Annotated in this window: 20 protein-coding genes and 1 pseudogene; 7 read left to right on the forward strand and 14 right to left on the reverse strand. The window is 63.8% G+C overall.

All coding sequences use genetic code 11. From position 1 onward, the window contains the following. Positions 1-11 precede the first annotated feature (11 nt). The 6 genes from selB to fdnG form a co-directional block, all read right to left on the reverse strand. Positions 12-1,940, reverse strand: coding sequence for a selenocysteine-specific translation elongation factor (gene selB / locus BG57_RS15675; protein WP_035965998.1), 1,929 nt, complete (start codon positions 1,938-1,940; stop codon positions 12-14). Then, complete coding sequence (selA, locus tag BG57_RS15680; RefSeq protein WP_035965999.1) at positions 1,937-3,376, reverse strand: L-seryl-tRNA(Sec) selenium transferase; 1,440 nt, start codon at positions 3,374-3,376, stop codon at positions 1,937-1,939. Before selA ends, selB begins: the two co-directional genes overlap by 4 nt. After that, positions 3,373-4,383 carry a formate dehydrogenase accessory protein FdhE gene (gene fdhE / locus BG57_RS15685; protein ID WP_035966001.1) on the reverse strand — a complete coding sequence of 337 codons (1,011 nt, stop codon included), beginning with the start codon at positions 4,381-4,383 and terminating at the stop codon, positions 3,373-3,375. Before fdhE ends, selA begins: the two co-directional genes overlap by 4 nt. 205 nt (positions 4,384-4,588) lie before the next feature. Beyond that, complete coding sequence (locus tag BG57_RS15690; protein ID WP_035966003.1) at positions 4,589-5,239, reverse strand: formate dehydrogenase subunit gamma; 651 nt, start codon at positions 5,237-5,239, stop codon at positions 4,589-4,591. Further along, positions 5,226-6,158, reverse strand: coding sequence for a formate dehydrogenase subunit beta (gene fdxH / locus BG57_RS15695; protein ID WP_035966005.1), 933 nt, complete (start codon positions 6,156-6,158; stop codon positions 5,226-5,228). Before fdxH ends, BG57_RS15690 begins: the two co-directional genes overlap by 14 nt. 9 nt (positions 6,159-6,167) lie before the next feature. Next, positions 6,168-9,236, reverse strand: a complete 3,069-nt coding sequence (gene fdnG, locus BG57_RS15700; RefSeq protein WP_081850918.1) for a formate dehydrogenase-N subunit alpha — start codon at positions 9,234-9,236, stop codon at positions 6,168-6,170. A 302-nt stretch (positions 9,237-9,538) separates the two neighbouring features. Between fdnG and BG57_RS15710 the strand changes: the two genes are divergently transcribed. The 3 genes and pseudogenes from BG57_RS15710 to BG57_RS15720 all read left to right on the forward strand — a co-directional run bounded on the left by BG57_RS15710 (position 9,539) and on the right by BG57_RS15720 (position 13,460). Then, positions 9,539-10,828, forward strand: a complete 1,290-nt coding sequence (locus BG57_RS15710; RefSeq protein WP_035966010.1) for a YihY/virulence factor BrkB family protein — start codon at positions 9,539-9,541, stop codon at positions 10,826-10,828. Between the two features lie 291 nt (positions 10,829-11,119). Continuing rightward, a complete protein-coding gene (locus tag BG57_RS15715; RefSeq protein WP_035966011.1) occupies positions 11,120-12,286 on the forward strand; it encodes a porin in 1,167 nt (388 codons plus the stop codon). A 207-nt stretch (positions 12,287-12,493) separates the two neighbouring features. Then, positions 12,494-13,460 (forward strand): annotated as a pseudogene (locus BG57_RS15720) (glycerophosphodiester phosphodiesterase family protein). 6 nt (positions 13,461-13,466) lie between these two features. Here the strand turns inward: BG57_RS15720 and BG57_RS15725 are convergent. Next, positions 13,467-14,339: a proteasome-type protease gene (locus tag BG57_RS15725; RefSeq protein WP_035966014.1), complete on the reverse strand. Its 873-nt coding sequence runs from the start codon at positions 14,337-14,339 to the stop codon at positions 13,467-13,469. Positions 14,340-14,520: 181 nt separating this feature from the next. Here BG57_RS15725 and BG57_RS15730 point away from each other — a divergent pair, with 181 nt between their 5' ends. After that, positions 14,521-16,077, forward strand: coding sequence for a 3'-5' exonuclease family protein (locus BG57_RS15730; protein ID WP_229753850.1), 1,557 nt, complete (start codon positions 14,521-14,523; stop codon positions 16,075-16,077). A gap of 460 nt (positions 16,078-16,537) precedes the next feature. On the opposite strand, the gene BG57_RS15735 is transcribed toward BG57_RS15730, so the two are convergent. The 4 genes from BG57_RS15735 to BG57_RS15755 form a co-directional block, all read right to left on the reverse strand. After that, entirely contained in the window at positions 16,538-18,337 is a 1,800-nt protein-coding gene (locus BG57_RS15735; RefSeq protein WP_035966015.1) for a ShlB/FhaC/HecB family hemolysin secretion/activation protein, read from the reverse strand. Positions 18,338-18,594: 257 nt separating this feature from the next. Further along, positions 18,595-18,864 (reverse strand): hypothetical protein, encoded by a 270-nt coding sequence (locus BG57_RS15740; RefSeq protein WP_035966016.1) that lies wholly within the window; start codon positions 18,862-18,864, stop codon positions 18,595-18,597. Beyond that, positions 18,861-19,532, reverse strand: coding sequence for a hypothetical protein (locus BG57_RS15745; RefSeq protein WP_152562608.1), 672 nt, complete (start codon positions 19,530-19,532; stop codon positions 18,861-18,863). The genes BG57_RS15740 and BG57_RS15745 overlap by 4 nt, the downstream gene beginning before the upstream one ends. A 715-nt stretch (positions 19,533-20,247) precedes the next feature. Then, on the reverse strand, positions 20,248-20,820 hold the full coding sequence (locus BG57_RS15755) for a hypothetical protein (protein WP_035966019.1): 573 nt from the start codon (positions 20,818-20,820) through the stop codon (positions 20,248-20,250). Between the two features lie 141 nt (positions 20,821-20,961). On the opposite strand from BG57_RS15755, the gene BG57_RS15760 reads away from it, so the two are divergent. After that, on the forward strand, positions 20,962-21,333 hold the full coding sequence (locus BG57_RS15760) for a hypothetical protein (protein ID WP_035966021.1): 372 nt from the start codon (positions 20,962-20,964) through the stop codon (positions 21,331-21,333). Between the two features lie 14 nt (positions 21,334-21,347). Here the strand turns inward: BG57_RS15760 and BG57_RS15765 are convergent, their stop codons facing one another. Both BG57_RS15765 and BG57_RS15770 read right to left on the reverse strand, forming a co-directional pair. Next, entirely contained in the window at positions 21,348-21,644 is a 297-nt protein-coding gene (locus BG57_RS15765; RefSeq protein WP_035966022.1) for a phage baseplate plug family protein, read from the reverse strand. Further along, the gene (locus tag BG57_RS15770) at positions 21,644-21,943 is read right to left on the reverse strand and encodes a hypothetical protein (protein ID WP_152562609.1); all 300 of its coding nucleotides are present in this window, start codon (positions 21,941-21,943) and stop codon (positions 21,644-21,646) included. The genes BG57_RS15765 and BG57_RS15770 overlap by 1 nt, the downstream gene beginning before the upstream one ends. Before the next feature lie 553 nt (positions 21,944-22,496). Here BG57_RS15770 and BG57_RS15775 point away from each other — a divergent pair. Continuing rightward, a complete protein-coding gene (locus BG57_RS15775; protein ID WP_035966024.1) occupies positions 22,497-22,937 on the forward strand; it encodes a hypothetical protein in 441 nt (146 codons plus the stop codon). Position 22,938: 1 nt separating this feature from the next. Here the strand turns inward: BG57_RS15775 and BG57_RS15780 are convergent, their stop codons facing one another. Continuing rightward, complete coding sequence (locus BG57_RS15780; RefSeq protein ID WP_152562610.1) at positions 22,939-23,400, reverse strand: phage tail tip lysozyme; 462 nt, start codon at positions 23,398-23,400, stop codon at positions 22,939-22,941. Here BG57_RS15780 and BG57_RS33795 point away from each other — a divergent pair. Beyond that, positions 23,389-23,844: a hypothetical protein gene (locus tag BG57_RS33795; protein ID WP_152562611.1), complete on the forward strand. Its 456-nt coding sequence runs from the start codon at positions 23,389-23,391 to the stop codon at positions 23,842-23,844. The two genes, BG57_RS15780 and BG57_RS33795, sit on opposite strands and share 12 nt — an antisense overlap. Positions 23,845-23,905 lie beyond the last annotated feature (61 nt).

Below are 23,905 nucleotides of genomic sequence, written 5' to 3' on the forward strand. Positions count from 1 at the left end.
GTGCAGCCGATTCAGACCGGCTCGTGCCAGCGGCTATCGGCGCGCAACAGGTGAAGGTCGCGGTGAAAGCGAGTGTAACCAACCCTGTCGAAGAACTCCAAAACCTGTATCGCGCGCTTGCGGCCGAGCCCGGTCGCATCGCGGAACTCGGCCGCGCCGATGGCGTGCGCCACGCCGTCGCGCGAGCATGCGTTTTGCGCCGCGAGCCGCGCGAGTTCCGCGATGGCTGCGCGCGAATAAAACAGATCGCGCACGACCTGGAACAGGTCGCCGCGCCGCGCGAGCTTGCGCAACAGGCGGCGCATCGCGTCTTCGGCCGCGCCGTGCTCGCGGGCGAGATCGCGCATCCACGGCGGATCGAAACGCCCGCGCTCGATCGACGCCAGCACCGCGCCCGCCAGCGCCTCCTCGGCGGCGTCGAGCGCCACCGTATGCGACGGCACATGCAGCCACGGCCCGCTGCGTGCGATCGCGCCGCTCGCCACGGCATCGTCGATGATCGCGCGCCACAGCGCGTCGGGCGCGAGCGGCGCGGCCATACGGCGAAGACGCGCGGCGTCGGGGCCCTGCTCGTCGGGGAAGCGTTCGTGGAACGCGGCGAGCGCATCGGTGAGACGCGCGGCAAGCGCGTTCCAGTGCGATGCGGAGATGAATATCGCCTCGTCGTGCAGGGGCACGCGGCGCAAGCCATCCGGCAACGCAATCGCTTCGGCCGGCATCCCGCAGAGATGCTCGACGAGCGAGCGCGGAATGCCATACGGCGACTCGTGAAAGAGCGCATCGGCGCGGCCGGTGTCGAGCCATGCGGCGAGCCCATCGAGCCACGCACGGCGCTGCGGCGTGCGGCGCTTGCGCGCGGGCGCGAACGGATCGAGCACGCGCCCGCCGCCAACGGTCCGCGTCGCCTGCGCGTTGCGCACGATGAAGCGATCGCCCGGCAGCGCACACACCGCCTGCTCGAAGACCAGTTGCACGCGCGCCGCCCGGCCCGCGGCGAGCGAATCGCCTTCGAGCAGCGCGACGTGCGCTACCCGGTGCGTCGTGCCGAGATGCACGTGCAGCGGCGCCCAATGCGTGAGCGTGATGCCGGCGTCGGCGAGCAGCGTCAGGTCGACATCGAGCCGCTCCGACGCCCGCGCGATCCGCGCATCGACGATCCAGTCGCCGCGCGCGAGCGCGTCCTTGTCGATGCCCGCGAGATTGAGCGCGCAGCGCTCGCCCGCCCGGCCCGCTTGCGCCGCGCGGTTCTGCGCGTGGATGCTGCGCACGCGCACAGGCTCGCTGCCGTTCTCGCGCGGCGCGAGCGCGAGCACGTCGCCGACGTTCGCGCGGCCGGCGAACACCGTGCCCGTCGCGATGGTGCCCTGCCCCGACAGCGTGAACACGCGATCCACCGCGAGCCGGAAAAAGCCGTCGTCGCGGCGCATCGCCCCGTGAGCGGCGGCGTCGCGCAGATATGCATCGAGCGCGGCGACGCCCGCATCGTTCGGGGCGGTGGCGCGGGTATCGAAAAACGGTGCGTCGTGAAGCGGCGTATCGGCGAGCAACGCGCGGATTTGCGCGTGCACGTCGCGCACGCGGGCCTCGTCGGCGCGATCGGTCTTCGTCACCGCGACCGCGCCCCGCGTCACGCCGAGCAGTTGCAGGATCGCGAGATGTTCGCGCGTCTGCGGCATCACGCCGTCGTCGGCGGCGATCACGAGCAGCGCGAAGTCGATGCCGCACGCGCCCGCCGCCATCGTATGCACGAGCTTTTCGTGGCCGGGCACGTCGATGAAACCGAGCATGCCGCCGCCTGCAAGCGGCACATACGCATAGCCGAGTTCGATGGAAATGCCGCGCGCCTTCTCTTCCTTCAGCCGGTCGGTGTCGACGCCCGACAGCGCGCGCACGAGCGTGGTCTTGCCGTGATCGATGTGTCCCGCGGTCCCGACGATCATGCGTCCTCGCCTTGCAACTGCGCGATAAACGCGGCTTCGTCGGCTTCTTCGAGGCAACGCAGATCGAGCCACAACGCGCCATCCGCGATACGCCCGATCACCGGCCGCGGCAGCCCGCGCAGCTTCTTCTCGATGCGGTTCAACTGCCCGCCCGCACGCTTGCCGCTCGCGAGCCTGACCGTCAGGCCGTAGCTCGGCAGCACGTCGACGGGCAGCGCGCCGCTGCCGATCTGGCTGAACATCGGCTCGGTCGCGACGACGAAGGCATCGCCCGTCATGCGTTGCAGCGCGGGCCGGATGCGTTCGGCGGCGAGGCGCATGCAGTCGGCGGGGCGCGTGAGCAGGCGCAGGGTGGTGAGGCGCGTTTGCAGCGTTTCCGGCGACCGGTACAGCCGCAGCACCGCTTCGAGCGCCGCGAGCGTCAGCTTGCCGACGCGCAGCGCGCGCTTGAGCGGATGCTTCTTGATCTTCGCAATCAGCTCCTTGCGCCCGACGATCAGACCCGCCTGCGGACCGCCGAGCAGCTTGTCGCCGCTGAAGGTGACGAGATCCGCGCCCGCCTCGATGGTTTCGCGCACGGTCGCCTCGCGCGGCAAGCCCCATTGCGTGAGATCGACGAGCGTGCCGCTGCCGAGATCGACCGCGACGGACACGCCGCGCTCCCGCGCGAGCGGCGCGAGTTCGGCGGTCGTGACTTCCTTGGTGAAGCCGCTCATTGCATAGTTGCTGCAATGGACCTTCATCAGCAGCGCGGTTCTCGCGTTGATCGCTTCTTCGTAATCCTTCAGATGCGTGCGATTCGTCGTGCCGACTTCGCGCAGCTTCGCACCGGCGCGGTTCATGATGTCGGGAATGCGGAACGCGCCGCCGATCTCCACCAGCTCGCCGCGCGACACGACGACTTCCTTGCGCGGCGCGAGCGCCGACAGCGTCAGCAGCACCGCAGCCGCGTTGTTGTTGACGACGGTCGCGGCCTCCGCGCCGGTCAGCTCGCAGATCAGATCGTTGATGAGGTCGTCGCGGTCGCCGCGTGCGCCGGTATCGAGATCGAACTCGAGGTTCGCCGGGCGCGTGAGGGCATCGGCCACCGCGCGCACCGCTTCATCGGGCAAGAGTGCGCGGCCGAGATTCGTGTGCAGCACGGTGCCGGTCAGGTTGAACACGCTTCTCACGCGGCTTTGCGCGTGCTTCGCGAGCCGCAGACTGACCGCGTGGCCGAGCATGGTGTCGGTGAGTGCATCGACCGATGCGTGGCCCGCCTGCGCGCCGGCACGCCATGCGTCGAGCGTCGCGCGCAGCATCGCGAGCGTCTGCGTGCGCCCGTAATCGGCGATGAGCGGCTCGAACACCGCCGACGCCAGCACGCGCTCCACCGATGGCACCCGCGCCATCAGCGCGCGGAGTTCGCTTCCGTCGCCGCCGGTGACGTCGTTCATCGCGGCTGGTCCGCCTGATCCGGTTCGTCGGCCTCGCGCGATTGCTCCGGCCACAGCCACGGATGCGGCGACGCGCGCAGGAAACCCGCATCGCTCATCAGCAGATCGAGCGTGAGGCTCGCGAGGTCATCGGCGAAGGGCTCGAAATCGTAGGCCTTGTCCTGATAGCCGATCTTGCGATACGTGCCGCATTCATCGCACGACTCGGCTTTCAGCGGCGCGTTTCGCGCACGTTCGGCTTTCGCCTGTTCGTCCTCGGCGGATTGCTCGGCGGCGTCCATCGCGTGATAGGCGATGCCCTTGGTCGAATCGCAATTGGAGCACTTCGCGCGGACGATGTGCCATTCGGTCGAGCACAGGCCGCACTGCACGTAGCGATATCCGTCGTGCGTGCCGCCGATACGCACCACGCTGGCCACCGGCATCGTGCCGCAGACGGGGCAGACGCCGGGCGCGTCCACATAGGGGACGTCGCTCATTGCGATGCGGCTCGCGACATCGGTCCACAGCACTTGCAGCGCCGCCATGATGAACGGCGCGCCGGCGGGCTCGATGTCCGCGAAACGCAGCGCAAGGATGGCGTCGGCCTGGGCGTCGAGCGCGGCGGCTTCGGTCGTGCGCAGACGCGCGACGAGTTGCGCGAGCGCCGGCGTCAGCGCGCCCGCCGTCTCGATGCGGTCGAGCAGCATGAACAGCACGTCGCGCCACGCGGGGTCGCGGGCGTCGGTGAGCGCGGGAACGATAGGCATCGAATGACGCTGATTCAACTCGATGGATTCACGCGACGGCGTCGGCGCGGTGAAATCGGCGAGAACGTGCTGTTGAGCATCGGCGAGCACGGCCATCAGGCGCAGATAGCCCGCGATGGGGTTGCTCGCATCGGCGAGCTGGCGCAGACGCGCGGCGCGCGCACTGAACACCGTCGCGCGTTCCGGCATGCGCAGCCGGGGAATGGCCGACGGATCGAGCGATTCGATCGTGCCGGCTTCGAGTATGCGTTGAACCACTTGGGTAAGTCCTCAGGGTGCCTGGCGCGACGGGCAGCAGCCGCGCGCTCGTCAGCCAAGCATATCAGCTAAATCGAACGCGATCAGACCACGAAAATGCGGCCGAACCGATCGCGGATAAGGTCGATCCGTTAAAAAAAGAACCGCTCGCATGAGATGAAGCACGAGCGGTTCAGTTGACTTCCTCGGCGCCGGATCAGGACGCCTACTTCCCGATGATCTCCTTGAACCACCGCGGATGGTGCTTGCGCGCCCATCCATAGGTGACCGTGCCGCGCACCATCGCGCTGATCGAGCCTTTGATCCACAGTCCCGCATAGATGTGGATGATGATCGACATGATCAGCACGAAGGCCGTCGCCGCGTGCACCACCGCCGCCAGACGGATGACCGTGATCGGGAAATAGAACGCGAAATACGCGCGCCAGATCACGACACCGGACGCCAGCAGCAGCAGCAGACTGATGACCATCACGTAGAACACGAGCTTCTGACCGGCGTTGTACTTGCCGATCTCGGGCAGGCGGTCTTCGCGATTGGCAAGCACGTCGTCGATCTGCTTCATCCACTGGACGTCGCTCTTGTCCATGCGGTTGTGATGCCACACGCGCAGCGCCAGCACGAGGAACGACAGGAACATCACGCAGCCGATGAACGGATGCAGGATGCGCGTCCACTGCCCGCCGCCGAGCACGGCGTAGAGCCAGGACATCGACGGATGAAACATCGCGAGCCCGGACAGCGCGAGCAGCACGAAGCTGATCGCGGTGATCCAGTGGTTCGTGCGCTCGTTCGGCGTGTAACGCACGATCAGGCGGTTGCCCCGCACGTCGCGCAAATCGCTATCGTGTTTCATTCGAACGCTCCCTTCCCGTGCGTGCATCGTCGGCTTCGCGCTGCGCTTCTGCTTCCTCTTCCGCCGTCACTTCGTTCGGACCGACACGCGTGTAGTGGAAGAATCCGGCGAGCGCCGCGAGCGCCATGCCGGCGACCGCGAGCGGCTTCGTCACACCCTTCCAGACCGACACCAGCGGGCTGATCTTCGGGTCCTGCGCGAGCCCGTGATACAGCCCCGGCTGATCGGCGTGATGCAGCACGTACATCACATGCGTGCCGCCGACGCCGGCCGGGTTGTACAGGCCCGCGTTCTCGAAACCGCGTTCTTTCAGGTCTTCCACGCGATCCGCCGCCTGCTCGATCATGTCCGCCTTGGTGCCGAACATGATCGCGCCGGTCGGGCACGTCTTGACGCACGCGGGCTCCTGTCCGACGGCCACGCGATCCGAACACAACGTGCACTTGTAGGCGCGGTTGTCTTCCTTCGAGATGCGCGGAATGTTGAACGGGCAGCCGGTCACGCAATAGCCGCAGCCGATGCAGTTTTCCTCGTGAAAATCCACGATGCCGTTCGTGTACTGAACGATCGCGCCCGGCGACGGGCACGCCTTCAGACAACCCGGGTCCTCGCAGTGCATGCAGCCGTCCTTGCGGATCAGCCATTCGAGGTCGCCCTTCGGGTTCTCGTACTCCGTGAAACGCATCACCGTCCACGAATGCTCGGTGAGATCCCGCGGGTTGTCGTAGACGCCGGTCGTATGGCCGACGTCGTCGCGCAGGTCGTTCCACTCCATGCACGCCGTCTGGCAAGCCTTGCAGCCGATGCACTTCGACACGTCGATCAGCTTCGCGACGGTGCCTGTGGCCGGCTCGCGGATTTGCGGCGGCGGCGTGGTGGTGGCGGAGACGCGCTTCACATCGAGTGATTGCAGAGCCATGTCTCCCCCTTATGCCTTCTCGACCTTGACCAGGAACGACTTGAACTCCGGCGTCTGCGAGTTCCCGTCGCCCACGGAAGGCGTCAGCGTGTTGACGAGATAACCCGGCTGCGTCAGGCCCTTGAAGCCCCAGTGCAGCGGCAGGCCGACGGTTTGCACCTTCTTCCCCTCCACGGTCAGTGGTTTGATGCGTTTCGTAACGAGCGCCACGGCGACGATATGTCCGCGATTGCTCGACACCTTCACGCGGTCGCCCGCGACGACGCCGACTTCCTTCGCCAGGTCCTCGCTGATTTCCACGAACTGCTCAGGCTGCACGATCGCGTTGAGCTTCACGTGCTTGGTCCAGTAGTGGAAATGCTCGGTCAGGCGATACGTCGTGGCCGTATGCGGGAACTTGTCCGCGGTGCCCAGCTGCGCGCGATCGTCCGGGAACACGCGGGCAGCCGGATTGCTCGTGGCGGCCTCGTTGTCCGGGAAGAACGGGTTATAGCCGAGCGGCGTCTCGAACGGCTCGTAGTGCGCCGGGAACGGTCCTTCGTTCATGCCGTCGCGGGCGAAGAAACGCGCCACGCCTTCCGGATTCATGATGAACGGATTCATCCCGTTCTCGGGCGGCTCGTCGACCTTGAAGTCCGGTATGTCCGGGCCGGACCACGTCTTGCCGTTCCAGCCGATCAGCTTGCGCGACGGATCGAACGGCTTGCCGTTCACATCGCACGATGCGCGGTTGTACAGCACGCGGCGATTCACCGGCCACGCCCACGCCCAGTTGAGCGTCTGGCCGATGCCCGTCGGGTCCGAGTTGTCGCGGCGGCCCATCTGATTGCCCGCCTGAGTCCACGCGCCGCAATAGATCCAGCATCCGCTCGCGGTCGACCCGTCGTCACGCAGTTGCGCGAAGCTCGAAAGCTGCTCGCCCTTCTTCGCGAGCACCTTGGTCTTGTCGGCAACGTCGGTGACGTCGGCGAGCGCGCGGCCGTTGAACTCCATCGCGAGTTCTTCCGGCGTCGGGCTTTCCGGGTCCGCATACGGCCACGTCATCTTGAGGATCGGATCGGCATACGCGCCGCCGTTTTCCTGATACGCACGGCGCAAGCGCAGCCAGAGGGCCGACATGATCTCGATGTCGCTGCGCGCTTCGCCCGGCGGCTGCGCGCCCTGCCAGTGCCACTGGAGCACACGCGACGAGGACACGAGCGAGCCGCGCTCTTCCGCGAAGCACGTCGTCGGCAGGCGGAACACTTCGGTCTGAATCTGCGACGCATCGACGTCGTTGAATTCGCCGTGGTTCTTCCAGAACTCCGACGTCTCGGTCGCGAGCGGGTCCATGATGACGAGATACTTCAGCTTCGACAGCCCGAGCCCGATCTTCGCCTTGTTCGGCGCGGCGGCGAGCGGGTTGAAGCCCTGACAGAAGTAGCCGTTGATCTTGCCCGCGGCCATCAGTTCGAAGGCTTGCAGCAGGTCGTACGCCTTGTCGAGCTTCGGCAGGAAATCGAAGCCGAAGTTGTTCTCGGCGGTCGCGTTGTCGCCCCACCAGGACTTCATGAAGCTCACGTGGAACGCGCGATAGTTCTTCCAGTAGCTGAGCTGGTTAGGCCGCAGCGGCTGGGTCGCGCGCTTGGTGATGTACTCCTCGTAGTCCTGCTCCGCTTCCATCGGCAGCGTCATGTAGCCGGGCAGCAGGTTCGACATCAGGCCGAGATCGGTCAAGCCCTGAATGTTCGAGTGCCCGCGCAGCGCGTTCATGCCGCCGCCCGCAATGCCGATGTTGCCGAGCAGAAGCTGCACCATCGCGCCCGTGCGGATCATCTGCGCGCCGACCGAGTGATGCGTCCAGCCGAGCGCGTACAGGATCGTGCCGGCGCGGTTGGTCGCGGCGGTCGACGCGAGCATCTCGCAGACCTTCAGGAACTTGTCGGTCGGCGTGCCGCACACCTTCGTCACCATTTCAGGCGTGTAGGCGGCGTAGTGCTGCTTCATCAGGTTGTAGACGCAGCGCGGATGCTGCAAGGTCGGATCGACCTTCACGAAGCCGTCGTCGCCGCGCTCGTAGTCCCAGCTCGTCTTGTCGTACCGGCGCTTTTCGGCGTCGTAGCCGGAGAACACGCCGTCCTTGAACGCGAAGTCCTCGCGCACGATGAACGACATGTCCGTGTAGTTCTTCACGTACTCATGCTGGATCTTGTCGTGCGTCAGCAGATAGTTGATGACGCCGCCAAGGAAGGTGATGTCCGTGCCGGTACGGATCGGCGCGTAGAAATCCGCAACCGATGCCGTGCGCGTAAAGCGCGGATCGACGACGATCAGCCGCGCCTTGCGATGCGCCTTCGCCTCGGTCACCCATTTGAAACCGCACGGGTGCGCCTCGGCCGCATTGCCGCCCATTACCAGAATCACGTCCGCGTTCTTGATGTCGACCCAATGGTTCGTCATCGCTCCACGGCCAAACGTCGGGGCAAGACCTGCCACCGTCGGGCCATGTCAGACACGCGCCTGATTGTCGAATGCGAGCATCCCAAGACTGCGGACAGTCTTGTGCGTCAGATAACCGACTTCATTGCTGCCCGCCGACGCCGCGAGAAATCCCGTGCTGAGCCAGCGGTTGACCGTCTTGCCGTCCGGCGTCTTCTCGATGAAGTTCGCGTCGCGGTCAGCTTTCATCAGCTTCGCGATGCGGTCGAGCGCCTCGTCCCACGACATGCGCTTCCACTCGTTCGAGCCCGGCGCGCGATACTCGGGATGCAGCAGCCGGCTCGGGCTGTGAATGAAGTCGATGAGCGATGCGCCCTTCGGGCACAGCGTGCCGCGATTGACCGGATGGTCGGGATCGCCTTCGATATGGATGATGCTGGCCTTTGCGTTTTTGGCGTTGTCGCCGAGGCCGTACATCAGGATGCCGCATCCGACCGAGCAATACGGGCAGGTGTTGCGGGTTTCAGTGGTGCGCGACAGTTTGTATTGGCGGACTTCAGCGAGCGCGGGTGCCGGAGAGAAGCCCAGTGCAGCCAGGCTCGATCCGGCGAGCGTGCTCGCGGAAACCTTGAGGAACTGTCGCCGTGACATTTGCGGCATGATTGCCTCGGCGCGTCGTATAAGTGGGTGGTTTGAATTATAGGTACGCGATACGGCCCCGATGCTTGACCTTGCATAGGAATTGCACCAAGAAAGCCGATCGTTTCTTGCCGCTACACAGCAATCGCCGTGCGTCGCGCGACAAAGGCGGGATCATAACAATGAACTTAAGAAAACGCTTAGGCCCGCGCCGGCTCGAATTGGAATGAAACCTGCTCAATCGGGTGCGATTACCGCAAGCGGACGCCCGCGCGAGGCCAAACCCTCGCCGAGATCGATCCGATCCACTCGAGAGGACCACGATGAGCTCCGTTTCCACGCAAAAATTAGAGGCAGCTGTCAAGAAAGACGCGTCGTGGGCGATGAACGCGCTCAAGCAGTTCTCCGAGAACCGCTGCGCCGCGATGGCCGCGAGCATCGCGTTTTATTCGGCCTTCTCGCTTGCACCGACGCTCGTGATGGTGATCGCCGTCGCGGGCTGGGTCTTCGGCCCTGAAGCGGCGCGCGGGCAGTTGTTTCATCAGGTCAACGGGCTGATCGGCGATCAGGCGGCGGCGGGCGTGCAGAGCATCGTCGAGAACGCGCATCGCAGCGGCGGCACGGGGATCGCCGCGATCATCTCGTTCGTGCTGCTGGCCGTGGGCGCATCGGCGACGTTCTCATCGCTCAACACGGCGCTCAACATCGTCTGGCCGCTGACGGGCGAGCAACGCTCGAGCGTCATGGCGATGGTGCGCGTGCGGCTCGTGTCGTTCGGGCTCGTGCTGGGCGTCGCGTTTCTGCTGATCGTCTCGCTCGTGCTCGATACGGCGATTCAGGCGGTCGGCATGTGGCTGTGGGGCGATTCGCCGTTCGTGATCATCGGCGACATCGTGCAACTGGTCGTGGGGCTCGCGATTCTGACGGTCGCGTTCGGCGCGCTGCTGAAGTTTCTGCCCGACGCGCCGGTCCATTGGCGCGATGCGCTCGTCGGCGGGCTCGTCGCGGCGCTGCTGTTTTCCGCGGGAAAGAAGCTGTTCGCGTTCTATCTGACGCACGCGGGCACGGCCAGCGCGTTCGGCGCGGCGGGATCGCTCGCGGTGCTGCTCATGTGGCTTTACTTTTCGGCGGCCGTTCTGCTGCTGGGCGCGGAGTTCTCGGCGGCGCGCGCGCGGATGCACGATCCGCGCGGCCCCGGCGGCGTGCAGAGCGGCGGGCGCGTTCCGCCCGGCAGCCGCGCGAAAATCGGCTCGATGCTCGCCGGCTCGACGCGCGTCGGCATGCCAGCGGCTCAGGTTACTTCAGCGACTTCCGGCGATGCCGCCCCGCGTCCCATCGCGCTTCCTGCCGCCGCCACAGATACCGGCGCGCTGGGGCCCCGCCCTGATAAGGCATCGGCGGTGACGCGGGCACTCGCGTTGTCACGCACGATCGCTCGGGCGGAATCGACGGCCACGCGTGCAACCGCCGTCGCGATGGTCGGCGCGGGCCGCAAGGCTTCGCACGCGAACGCCGCCGTGAAACGGCATCCGTGGCGCGCGGTGTTCGTTGCGGCAAGCGCGGGCATGGCGGTGGCGTTGCTCTCGAAGCACGATTCGTCTCGCAGGGATTGACGAGCCGCCTAAGGAGAATCGTGCGCGTGACGTTTATCAACGAAATCGCAACCAATCCGTCGGGAAGAACTACCGCCCGAACTTCGGGGAAACTCCCTGCGGAACTTTCAATGAGCAGCACTGTCGTCGCGAAAACAACTGCCGAATTGCCGCAGAACGTGCGTGGGCGGGCGTTCGGCTACTGTGTGTGTTTTTCGAGACACTCTATTTTTTTCGTTTTTTAAGTTACGAAACGTTGCGTTATTCTCTGCGCCGGTAACAACGATATTAATCATTCGCGTGGAGAATTCGATGAAACGATTCGCACTGACGTCCCTCTCGCTGGCCTTGCTCGGCGCAGCTGGCGCAGCACAGGCACAAACGAGCGTGACGCTGTATGGCGTGATCGATACCGGCCTGGCCTATGTGAGCCACGCCAATGCGGCTGGCGACCACCTGTTCGGTATGGTCAACGGCACGCTGTCCGGTCCGCGCTGGGGCTTGAAGGGTCAGGAAGATCTGGGCGGCGGTCTGAAGGCGCTGTTCCAGTTGGAAAGCGGCTTCGATCCGGGCACGGGCCGTCTGAACCAGGGTGGCCGCGAATTCGGCCGTCAGGCATTCGTCGGTTTGAGCGGCAACCAGTGGGGTACGGTCACGCTGGGTCGTCAATATGACCCGTCGGTCGACATGGTTCAAGGCCTCACGGCTGACAACTACTGGGGCGCAGCGTTCGCAACCCCGGGCGACGTCGACAACTACGACAACAGCCTGCGCGTGAGCAACGCTGTCAAGTACGTTTCGCCGGTGTTCTCGGGCTTCCAGTTCGAAGGCATCTACGGTTTCAGCAACCTGGCGGGCACGACCGGCCAGGGCCAGACCTGGGGCGGCGCGGTCACGTATAACAACGGTCCCCTCGGCGTGGCCGGCAGCTACCTGTACGTGAACAACCCGAGCGCAAACCGCGCGACCGGCTGGAACAGCCCGTCGTCGGATTCGCTGTTCAACAGCGTGATCAACAGCGGCTACTCGACGGCACACGCAATCGGCATCGCACGCGGCGCCGGCCAGTACGCCTTCGGTCCGTTCACGGTTGGCGCGTCGTACAGCTTCGCGCAGTACAAGAACGACGGCAACTCGCTGTTCCAGGAGCAAGAGAAGTTCAACGTCGGCAACGCGTTCGTGAACTTCCAGCTGACGCCGGCTACCCTGCTGGGCCTCGGCTACACGTACACGCACGCAAGCGGCGACACGTCGGCGAACTACCACCAGGTCAGCCTGGGCGCCGACTACGCCCTGTCGAAGCGCACCGACGTCTACGCTGTCGGCGCGTACCAGCACGCAAGCGGCACGCAGCGCGTGACAAACGCCGACGGCACGTCGTCGACGGTCGGCGCGACGGCTTCGATCAGCGACTTCGGCTTCGACAGCGGCCGCAGCCACCAGGAACTCGTCCTGATCGGCCTGCGCCACAAGTTCTAATAAGAACTGACAACCGGCAGACGTGGCACGCGAGTGCCGCGTCGGCGGACAGCAGCATCTCGAACAGCCATCGGTTTCCGATGGCTGTTTTTTTTGCGTTTACCGTTTGAGCCGCGATGAATTGCCGCTTGCAACCGATCAGGCGAGTTCAGCCGCGCGAGTGAATGCAAAATGGCTCGCTCGATACCGTCCTGCGGAGTGCTTTGGATGACCTCACGTGCGCTTGCTTCGCTCTGGCTTTGCGCCATTGCCGCACTCATGTCCGGCTGCGCGTCCCAGGCGCTCCCGCGTCATGTCGACGCTGCACGGTCCTTGCCGATGATCGTCGCGCATCGCGGCGGCACGGCCGATTTCCCCGAGAACACCTTGCTTGCGATCAGCGGCGCGCTGGAACACCAGGCGGACGCAATCTGGCTGTCCGTCCAACTGACGCGCGATGGCGTGCCGGTGCTGTATCGCCCGGCGGATTTATCGGCGAACACGGACGGCCGAGGCACGGTCGCGAACATGGAGTTCGCGGCACTCGCCCAGCTGAACGCCGGCTTCAACTTCGCGAGCACCGAGGCCAACGGCGCGACGATGTTTCCGTATCGCGCGCATCCGCTGCGAGTTCCGACGCTCGCGGAGGCGCTCAACGCCATTCCGCCGTCGATTCCCGTGATGCTCGACATGAAAGCGCTGCCGGCCGACCGTCAGGCGGCAGCCGTGGCCCGCGTGCTCGACGAGGCGAACGCCTGGGATCGCACGCTGCTCTATTCGACCGATGCCGCGTATCAGACCGCGTTCGCGGCCTATCCGCGCGCGCCTGTTCGAATCGCGCGATGCGACTCGTGGCCGGCTTGCGAATGTCGCGCTGGCGCATGATTGCAGCCCGCCGCCGCCCGGTGCGTGGGCAGCGTTCGAGTGGTCGAGAAAGATGGAACTGGTCGAGACGTTCACGCTGGGCGAAGCGCGTTCAGCGGTGAACGCGAAGCTATGGACGCCGCAAGCGATGACCTGCTTCCGCGCGCGCGGCGATGCCCATGTGATGGCAATCGGCGTCGACGATGCGGAGGCTTATCGCGCCGCCGCGTGTCTCGGCATCGACGCCGTGCTGGTGGATTCGCCGCGCACGATGCAGGCGATCAGGGAGCGCATCGGCCAGCCGCTGCAATGCGCGGACGAGGCGCACTAGACCGACTCAATCTTGCGGCGCGTTGCCCGCTGCCTCGACGTCCTGCGCGAGCGTCTGCGCGGGCGCGTCCGACCCGCCGGGCGGCACATCGCCGATGACGAGCCGCGGCACCGTTGCGCGCGTCTCGCGCGGACGCAGCGGCACGTCGGCGAGATCGGTCCACGACGGGTTCGGAATTTCCCCGAAAAGCTGCCGCAGACGCTCGCCCCAGCTCCGGTTGATCATCTGGTAATAGGCGCTGTTGTTGTCGAGCGTGGCGAAGCGCGTGACCCGCAGCGAATCCTTTTCGTAGACCAGCAGATCGAGCGGCAAACCGACGGAGAGGTTCGAGCGCAGCGTCGAGTCCATCGAGATGAGCGCGCATTTGGCGGCTTCGTCGAGCGGGGAGGCAGGCGTGATGACGCGATCGATGATCGGCTTGCCGTACTTCGATTCGCCGATCTGGAAATACGGCGAGACGCGCGTCGATTCGATGAAATTGCCCGCCGCGTAGACCATGAACATGCGCGGGCCCTGCCCTTCGATCTGCCCGCCCAGAATGAAGCTGCAATTGAAGTCGACGCTGAATTCCGCGAGCGACATCGCGTCGCGCCGATGCACCTCGCGCACCGCGTCGCCGACGATGCGCGCGGCCTCGGCCATCGTTGCGCAGTTGTAGAGCGTCGGCGCGTCGGGGCCGGCGGGTTCGGCGAGCAGTTGCGTGACGGCCTGCGTCAGCGCGAGATTGCCGGCTGCGAGCAGCACGATGACGCGTTCCCCGGGCTGTTCGAAAACGGCCATCTTGCGAGCGGCGCTGACGTGGTCAACGCCCGCGTTGGTGCGCGTGTCCGACAGGAACACGAGGCCCTCGTCCACGCACATGCCCACGCAGTAAGTCATGTCGATATACCTAAAAAACAGAAACCAGGCCGCCATTGTAGCGATCACGCCGGCGCATCGCAGCGCGCTTGCTCAAATCGGATTAACGGCAGGCACGGACCTGCGCTTGAGCGACGCATGCGCTTTTGCATTTCGCGCTAGACTCGGCGCTCATTCGCGTTTTATGCCTCCGTCGCCGTTCATGCAAGAAGATTCCCTCGCCGATGCCCTGCTCGCCGGTCTCGCGCGCCCGATCGTTTTCGTCGATCTGGAGACGACCGGCAGCGACGCAACCGCCGATCGCATCACCGAGATCGGCGTGGTAGAAGCGAGCACGGCCGGCATCGAGCGCTGGAGCGTGCTCGTCGATCCGGGCCTGCCGGTGCCGCCGTTCGTCGCGCGTCTGACCGGCATCGACGATGCGATGCTGCGCGGCCAGCCGAGTTTCGAATCGCTCGCGCCCGCGCTTGCCGAGCGGCTGCACGGCAAGCTTTTCGTCGCGCACAACGCGCGTTTCGATTACGGCTTTCTGAAGAACGAGTTTCGCCGCGCGGGCATCGCGTTTCGCGCGGATACGCTTTGCACGGTGCGGCTGTCGCGCGCGCTGTTTCCCTCTGTCGAGCGGCATGGGCTGGACGCGCTGATCGCGCGGCTGGATCTCGCGCCGCAAGGACGCCACCGCGCGCTGGCGGATGCTGATTTGCTCTGGCAGTTCTGGCAGAAGATCCACGAGCTTTATTCGCAGGAACTCGTCGATGCCGCCGTGAAGGCGCTCGTCAGGCGCGCGAGTCTGCCTGCCGCGCTGCCCGAAGGCGCGCTGGATGCGCTGCCGTCATCGCCCGGCGTGTATCTCTTTCATGGCGATGACGACGTGCCACTTTACGTCGGCAAGAGCATCAACCTGAAGCAGCGTGTGGGGGCGCATTTTTCCGGCGATCATCGGCTGGCGAAAGATTTGTCGATATCGCAGGCGATACGGCGGATCGATTATCGCGAGACGGTCGGGGAACTTGGCGCGTTGTTGCTGGAAGCGAAGCTCGTGAAGGAGTTGCAGCCGGTACACAACCGGCTGCTGAAGCGCGCAGCGGCGACGTGCGCGTGGCAATGGCTGCCGGGTGCGCCCGCGCCGACGCTGTTGCGTGCCAGCAAGCGGGATTTGTCGCGCGAGCCGCATTTGTTTGGCGTGTTTTCGTCGCGTGCGAAGGCGCATGCGTTCATGCGTCATCTCGCCGATGAACACAAGCTGTGTCCGGCGACGCTGGGCATCGAGAAAGCGCCGCCGGGGAAACTGCGCGGGTGCTTCGGGTATCAGGTGAGGCGTTGTCTGGGCGCGTGTGCCGGTGCGGAATCGCTTGCGGATCACGCGGCGCGGGCGCTGGTTGCGCTGGAACACGCGCGCGTGGTGCGGTGGCCGCATGAGGGGCCGGTTGCGATCGCCGAGTACGATGCGGGCACGGGAGGCGAGGCCTGGCATGTGATCGATCGATGGTGTTACCTGGGTACGTGCGGCGCGCGTGATGGAATTGCTGCGGTGCTCGCTGATGCGCCCGAGCTGCGGCCCTTCGATGCGGATGTTTATGCATTGATTGCCAGGCGGATCGCGTCGGGGCAGCTTGAGTGGATCGCGTGTGATGCGCGGCCGTCGTTTAGTCTCGTGGTGCAGGAAGCGGTTGTGGTTTCGGAGAAGCGGGTGGGGATGCGGCGGCGTGTGCCGGTGAAGGCCGTTACGAATGTGGGGCAGCTTGGGTTGCTCGGGTAGATCGTGGGCTTTGCGGGGGTGGGGGCGATCGTCATGGAGTGCGCGGCTGGCTTTCACACGCTGGTGCAAAGCTATGGCTGGAATGTGCCAGAGGCTAGACAACAGAATTTGCGGAGTAGTTTTAGGCTTTGCACCAAGAAACAGGACAAGTGTGAGCGAGACGCATCGGCCGGTCATTGCTCATATCGAGCAGCCCCGCTCGGTCGATGCGGCGCAAAAGCGGAGGCTCGTCATCTGGCGGCGCTTGCGTGCGACTGAATTGCGCTGGTGACGTACAAGCGGTTTTAGCGGTGAAACAAGGGACGTTCGACTAGCGGAGACCGCCTGAAGGTTGCGGGCGCGGCATGGCGCTTCAAACCATGCCCGCGTGGATATGCCCCGGTTTTCACTCGACGCCTATCGCCGGCCATTTTTCGTTGTGCGTTGACGCTGCTCCATCGCGCCTTCTAGGCGGCCTTCCTCAAAGTTGCGCCGTCACCTGGAAACCGACGGTCACGCGGGAAGTCGCAAACGCCGATGGCTTGTAGATCGGCGTCCCCGCGAATACGTCGTAGCTCAGTCCGGCATACTTGCCCGGGATGCCCCCGCGTACACCGACGACCGCACCGACCAATTGCGTGCCCGCCAGGAACGCGGTGTTCGGCCCGAACACGCGGCCGTAGTCGATGCCGGCATAGAGCGACTGCCCGGTCTTGCCGATCGGCGCCTGCAACTCGTTGCGCCAGTAGAAACCTTTTTCGCCCGCCAGCATCTGCTCGCCATCGAAGCCCCGCACCGTGTAGCGGCTGCCGATCGTCAAGTCGTCGACGTAGAACAACGTATCGTTCGTGTATTGGCCGTGGAACGTCGTGACGTAGCGCAGCGCCTGCGACGCGACCGCGAACGGCACCGACAGATTCGCGTCGAACACGGCCATGCGGAAACGATACGTCGGGCCGCTCGGTTTAGTTGCGGGCGTGGGCGCGATGACGCCATCGTCGGGCGGCGACGCCGGATCGAGCGTCGCGCCAAGCCCGCCCATGCCTTGCCGATACGCCAGCGTCCCATCGAACTGCGCACCGCCGAAGTAATGTCGATCGGTCAGGCCCGCTTCGAAGAACGTGTTGTTGCGGTGTTGCAGCGTGATTTCGGTGTCGTCGATGAAGCTCGCGCCGAAGCGCTTCGACAATTGTACGTAGCCGCCGAACACATCGTTCTGGTCACGGCGCAGTACGCGGGCGAGCTTCAGCCCGGCCGACTGCGAATTGCCGCTCGACACGAAGGTCTGGTTCACGCCCGCGATCTGCTGGTAGTACGTGTTCGTATTGCCGAACAGCGTCGCCGTCCAGTAGCCCCACGGCATCGAATATGAGCCGTTGAAGCCGTGCGAGCCGAGCGCCTTGTCCTTGAAGTACAGGTCTTGGCTGGCGCCAAGCGTCAGGATGTCGTTCAACCCGAGCAGGTTGTCGATGCCAAGACTGACGTTGCCTTGCAGCTTGCCGGTCGCGCGGCTGCCGGAGTTGTCGACCGATGCGACGAGGCTCCACGGCTTTGCACGCTTCAGCGTGAGCACGACATCGCTTTCGCCGGGCACGCTGGTGGGCTCGATCTTCATCGCGACGTCCTGGCTGGCGACGCGCTTCATCTGTTCGAGGCCTTGCTCGAGGTCGCGCAGGTTCAGCACGTCCCCGGGGCTCGCGGGGAAGGCGGTTTTCCATGTGCCCCATGAGACGGGATCGGCGAACCGCACTTCGCGGATGAGCCCGGGCACCAGCGCAACCTTGAGCGTGCCGCTCGACAGGTCTTGTTCGGGCAGCAGCACGCGCGTCGTCACTAGACCGCGGCTGAGGATTGCTTGCTGAAGGCCCATTGTGATCAGATTCACGCCGTCCTTGCCGACGCATTGCCCCTTGTAGTGATCGAGCCATTCGCGCGCGAAGGCGAACGGGTCCATCGGCAGTGACGATGCGCCTTTGTCGCGCACCGCTTCGGGTAACGTTGCCGGCGCATCGAGCGCGAACGTGCCGATCCGAAAGCACGGCGATTCGTTCGGCAGGTCGGGATAGACCCCGGCTGTTGGAACCGTCGAACGTACTGTCGGCGCTTGGACCGCTGCCTCTCGCTGCTGCGCTTCGCGTTGCTGCTGAATCTGCTGATTCTGCTCGGCGTTGGCGCGTGCGGAAGCAGCTTGATCGGCGGGCGTCGGCGCTTGTTGCGCGTGGACGGCGAGTGTGACCACGGCTGTGAGCGGCAAAGCCGCCAGCCTTTTCCTGTTTCTCATGCTACCTACTAAGAATCACGGTCTCGATACGGTGGTCGAGCCATTCACTAAATCTCGCTCCTGCTCAAACGCCCGTGCGTTGCAACTCACACTGGTCTGTGCGTGTCCGAGCTCCGGCTCACCGGGCGATGGCCCGAAGACGCCGGGCAGGATCCTGTGACCGCGTGTCGTCCAGGTTGTCGAGAGAACGCTCATCGCGATGCCAGTCTGAACGATGCTACAAACGACGACCCAGCTCGATGGCTAGGTGTATTGCTTCAAGATTTGTCCTGTTCTTCGTCTTTCATCTCGTAGCTCTTGCGAGCCTTTTTGTAGCTGTTATCGAAAGGCCTAATCTTGAGCATATGGGCTCTGCTTGCATATCCGCCCAAGGCTGCGATGCCGAGTCCTACGAGCAGCACGAAACCTCCGAAAGGTGCAGGCGGAATGTACTTGTAAGCAACGTACATAACCAGGATTCCAACAACAAGTAGACCGGTCCGCACCCACCGCGAAAAGTTGCCATCTTCTATGAACCGAATTCTCATCGCTTACCGCTCCAATGATTAATGAAGTTAGCCCAATAGCTATTCGAAGAGCTCTGCGCCTGCTGGGCTGCACTGCTGTTGTTAAGCGCGTTCGCAGTCTCGTTAATCGCGGGTCCAAGAGCGGGAACTCGATCCGACACGTGGCCAGCGATCAGCCCGGTAACACCCGATACGGCGTATTGACCCACGTTTGGATTCACCGTTTGCGCGATGCCATCAGCCGCAAATCCTGCCACGGTGGCTACATACGCCGCCGCAGAGAATCCCGCTGAATATGGCGAAGGAACTGTCGCCATAGCGGCAGCGGCAGCGCTGAATCGTCCCGCATTGGTTAATGTGGCCGACGCTACGTCCGCAACCGTGTTGCGCATGTAATCCGCATCCGACTTATCGAACTTTGTGAACGGCCCTGTCACGTCGATACTGAAGCCCTTCTTTCCGGTCTGGTCATACACGATGTTCGGAACGCCGCCCTGTGCAGATGCCGAGTTGGCTAGAATGTAATTGTGCAACTCAGGATTCGTCTGCGCGGTAATCTGCGTCTGGATCGGCTTGCCGTCGTCCGTTACGCCCGCGTACTGCCACTTGGCGCCCGAATCACTTGGGCTCGCTCCAATCAGCGTAGCAGGTGCGCCCGATTCACGGTCACCATCGATCAAACCTCCCATGTTCCTCATCTAATCCTCAATCTGCTCCTCGGTATATTTGCCGCCACTCTTCTGCGCGAGTTGCTTCGCCAGCTTCTTCTCATCCGGATGCAACTGCCGATTGAACCGGTCAACTATCCTGAGCAGATCTTGCGTGTACGCAAGTTGTAAGACATCGAGAAGCCATACACCAACTGGGCAGGACCACGCGTCGCATCAATCTCTGGAGCGACATCTATCCGTGCAAGAACTCCGTCTTTACACAGTACCGTGCTTTTATCTATGGACGATTTCTGTTGCCGCCAACCACGACTTATCAAAATGTCTCGATAGTTTTCGGCTAGGTTCTGCTTCCACGACGCAGCATGTATGTTCGTAATCAGTAGCGCCCCACCGAATTTAGCATTGGAGTATGTGGACTGAATACTACCCCCTGCTACCGTGCGTTATGCATATCCGCAGTCATCACAGCCAAGCGGGCTTCGCTATCCGCCTTCGACGGATTTTTCAAACCAGCAACGATTATTATCGTCACTCCAAACACAAACACGAAACATCCCCAGACCTTCTTCCGATGTTCTTTCTTAATGCTTTGCATTCTTTGCCCCAAATCCAGGAATCGTGAAAATAGGAAAGCTATAGCCACCACCCGCATTACCGTCAGGGCTCGGTGTTCTAGCCACTCCACCAACCCCGACCCCGACCTCGATTGCAGTCTGCCCGCCAATGGCGTGATTCATGCCGCCACAAATACCATAAAGGCATCCGTTTCCACCGACGGAAGACCCTCCAAGAAATTGATTCGTGAGATCTTCGCAGTCACACCGTGATTCTGGAACGCATGACCCGCCTGCTTGGCCAGCCCGCCTATGATGCTCGCGACACCCTGCGGGCCAGGATACGTGTTAGGCGGCGCTGCCTGAATGCGCTGCAAGAAACCGCTCGATGCATTGACCACGAACGACACTTCGGGGCTGCCGCCGAAGTCCGGGATCGCCGAATAGATTGTGCCGACAAAGATGGTGTTCATCAGCCCGTTGCCCGCGGTGTCCGCAGCGCCTGCCGCGATCGTCACCTGATCGCCGTTGACGGCCAAGCCCGTCAGGCCCCGCGTCGCGAGCACGCCCATATCCGCGAGCTTCATGCCATAGATGCGCAGCGAGAGCGTCGGCAATGCCAATCCGCCGCCGTTGTTCGCGAGGCTGACCTGCGCGCGATGGCCGGTGAGATCAAGGATTTGCGAGCCATCGGGGAAGGTCGTCCTCGCCAGGGCGAAGGTCACATCGATCCGACGCCGGGCGAACGGCATGAGTGCTCCTTACGAATCGCAGGCCTTAGCGATGGCGCAATGACGCCGCGTTGGATGACTGAGTGAATAACCGTTCAACTCGTCATCATCACCGAGCAGGGGCACCGCAAAACGACCAAGTCCGCTCATCAACAAACGGGTATGTTCGCCGCTGCAAACGCCCGCCTTCATGAATTGCTGGAAGGCAGCCATGCCGATTGGTTCCGCCAACAGATAACGGAAGCCGTATGCGAGGCGATTCCCGATTGCGTCGTGCCGGTCGGCAACGGCAACGATCATCAAACCTGGACATGGCGGCATTTCACGGCGGCGATAATGATTGGCGCAGGTAGTCGTGAAGACAGACTCAGACGCTTAAGCACGGCGCTGCGCGACGACGCGCATGCCGCAAGCCTGATCTTTCAGGCGAAGTGCGACGGGGTAGGTGCACGGCAAGCCAAACTCATCTTCAATGCGATCGACTTTGACCGCGTCGCCCGACATCTTTGGGAGACAGTCCTCAACGATCGTTGACGTGCATCGGCCGCCTACCGAATTAGCTCGAAGTACAGCAACTGGCAGCGGGTGCCCAGTCCGCTGTACTCGGGATCGTCGTCGCCGGCGGTATCGACGAACGCCAGATCGCCGACAAAGTCTAGATACGCCGCACGCACCAGATAGACGAGGTTGCGACACAGGGCGCCTGCCATGACCAGATGGCCAGCGACGTACAGGTCGAGGTACAGGCCAGTGTGCTTCTGATAGACAGCAAGGCCGCAGGACTGCTGCGCCAGCGCCACCGACAGGCGCTGGGACGGCGTGGCCGCGAGCGGAATCGTCAACATCAGGCGAACACACCAGGCACGGCAGTCTTCAAGGACGTCGCTACACCCGACAGGTCCTGCGTGATCTGCGTCGTGATGGTGCGCTGGATCTGCGCAACAGACTGCTGCGCGTTCGCATAGCTGTCGGTGACGCGCTTCATCGCTTCCTGCAACGGCGTCAACTGGTTGGTGGGCGCCGGCAGGTTCGCTACCGTGCAAACCCATCCCTGGCTCTGCGGATCGCTGCCGGACGGTTGGGCGGTGTTCGAGTATGAAGCCGTCGCGCTCGTGCGGATTTCGGACAGGGAAATTTCCGCCACGATCAGCGACAAGCCTGCGGAACTTCGCCCTGGTAGTCGAGGCGATCGAGAGGTTATACCCGCGATAGGTCTCATCGGGCGTCGTGACATTGACGAGCGTCAGCGAGCCCAGGAGACCGTGCAGTCGCAGCAAGAAGGCGTCGCGGCTCATGTTGCACCCGCCGCACGCCAAGCGCAGGGTCAGCTCCTGGGGTTGGGCCACCTTGTTGTATGAAGCGAACGAGCCCTGCTCGACCGGGTAGGACGCCACGCGTTGCTCACCGCGATAACCAATATCGACCACCGTGTCGGGCGTGACGATCGCATTGCCTTCGTCATCGCACAGGATCCACTGCGGCCGGTCACCGAGGAAGTCGAACTAGTCGATGCCCTGCAGCGCCTGCGTCACGCCGGTGAGCACGCCCACGGCCATCGGCAGGCGGTTGAGGTCCGGCACGCCCGCGACGGGCGGCACATTGGGAAACGGAATCAGCGGCACATTGGCGCCGTCGTTATTGAGATGAAGAAGCGGATCGCGGCGTTAAGATGCGGCGTCACGTTCCAGAGGTATTAAATGAAAATCAAGGTCCTTATGCTCGCGGCAATGCTGGCCGCAGTTCAGATGACGGCGAATGCTGTTCAGCCGTCGATGCAACTCGTCTATCGATACATCACTGTTCCCGGCAAGCCGACAGCCGAAATCACGGCCGGCCTGATCAATCCTGATCAAACTACGTCCGAGGGTTGCGAGCGCCGTTTCGGGCAGGTAAGAGTTGAGGGCGTGCAATTCTCGCAAAGCGGCACGACCCTTGAGAGTTTTCGATTCACCGATTCCCGGGGAAATCAATGGTCGATCCCGACCGGACTTGCCGGAATGTCAAACGCAGGTCGATCTGCTGCGAGCAACTTCATCCGCGTTGGACGAAGCTACTTTATAGACATTGAGGTCTGTGGCAGCGGCGGATACCCTTCACTGATCAGCATGTTTGACGCGAACGTGCGCTTCGGTCAGTAAGCTAAGTCATCCCCCACGTGGCTCGCGCGATGAGTCCGTTGCTGCTCAGTTCATCGCGCATGCCAGCCACGACTGCGTGTCCGTCCCCTGTGCCGGCACCATAGACATTCACGGTACCGATGTGGGTCTCCACGCGGTTGTGGCTATTGCTGACCGATGACGATCCGCCCGCGTTTGCTTGATATGCGGCAGCCATAATCGGCGCGGCGCTCGATGCAGGGTAGTCCGGTCCAGGGGAGCCGTACAACGCCGTGGCCGCCGTCGGGCGTTTGGCCATCTCCTCCTGCACTTTCAACGGGCGTTCGTACTTCGCCGACACGATCGCGCCCGCCTCGCCCGCGCTTTTCGCCTGGCGCAGCGCCCGACCTGCCGCCTGTTCGCGCCCGCGCCCGCGCGTGAGCTCGTAGTTCACGAAGTGTAGTTGCTCGGCCACCGTCAAGCCGCGAATGTCGTGACCGAACACGCGCTTGAACTCCGCCTACCGGTCGGCGTGCCACTGCCCGATGCCATGAGCCGCGCCGTTGTCGCCGACGATGTCCGGTCGCAGCCCGCTTCGATGGCGAGATTGGCCGCGATACCCGCTGCCTGTTCGCGCGACCAGCCCATCATCACCAGCGCAGCGGCGGCCGACTTCGCGTTCCCTGACGTCACGGCTTTTGGCACCCGTCCAGTGGTCACGGCTGCCGCGGGCATTTCCGCCGCACTCGCGCTCGAGGACACCGCATTGGCCAGTCCCTTCGCGGCATCAACCAGCGCCTTCGATGCATCGCGCTGTCACCTCGGCGCCGGACATCTGCGCGCTGGTGACGGGCGCGCGTGGCCGTCCGGTGAACGAAGAGACACTGCGCCGCCTGCCTTGCACGGGATATCGAATTCGTCGTCACACGAGGGCGCGCATGTCCGTTAGTTCTCTTCGCCGCCACACCAGTTCCCCAGCAATACGGTCGATTAACTCATCGATTGTGCGG

The organism is Caballeronia grimmiae (assembly GCF_000698555.1).
GTDB classification, from domain to species: Bacteria; Pseudomonadota; Gammaproteobacteria; order Burkholderiales; family Burkholderiaceae; genus Caballeronia; species Caballeronia grimmiae.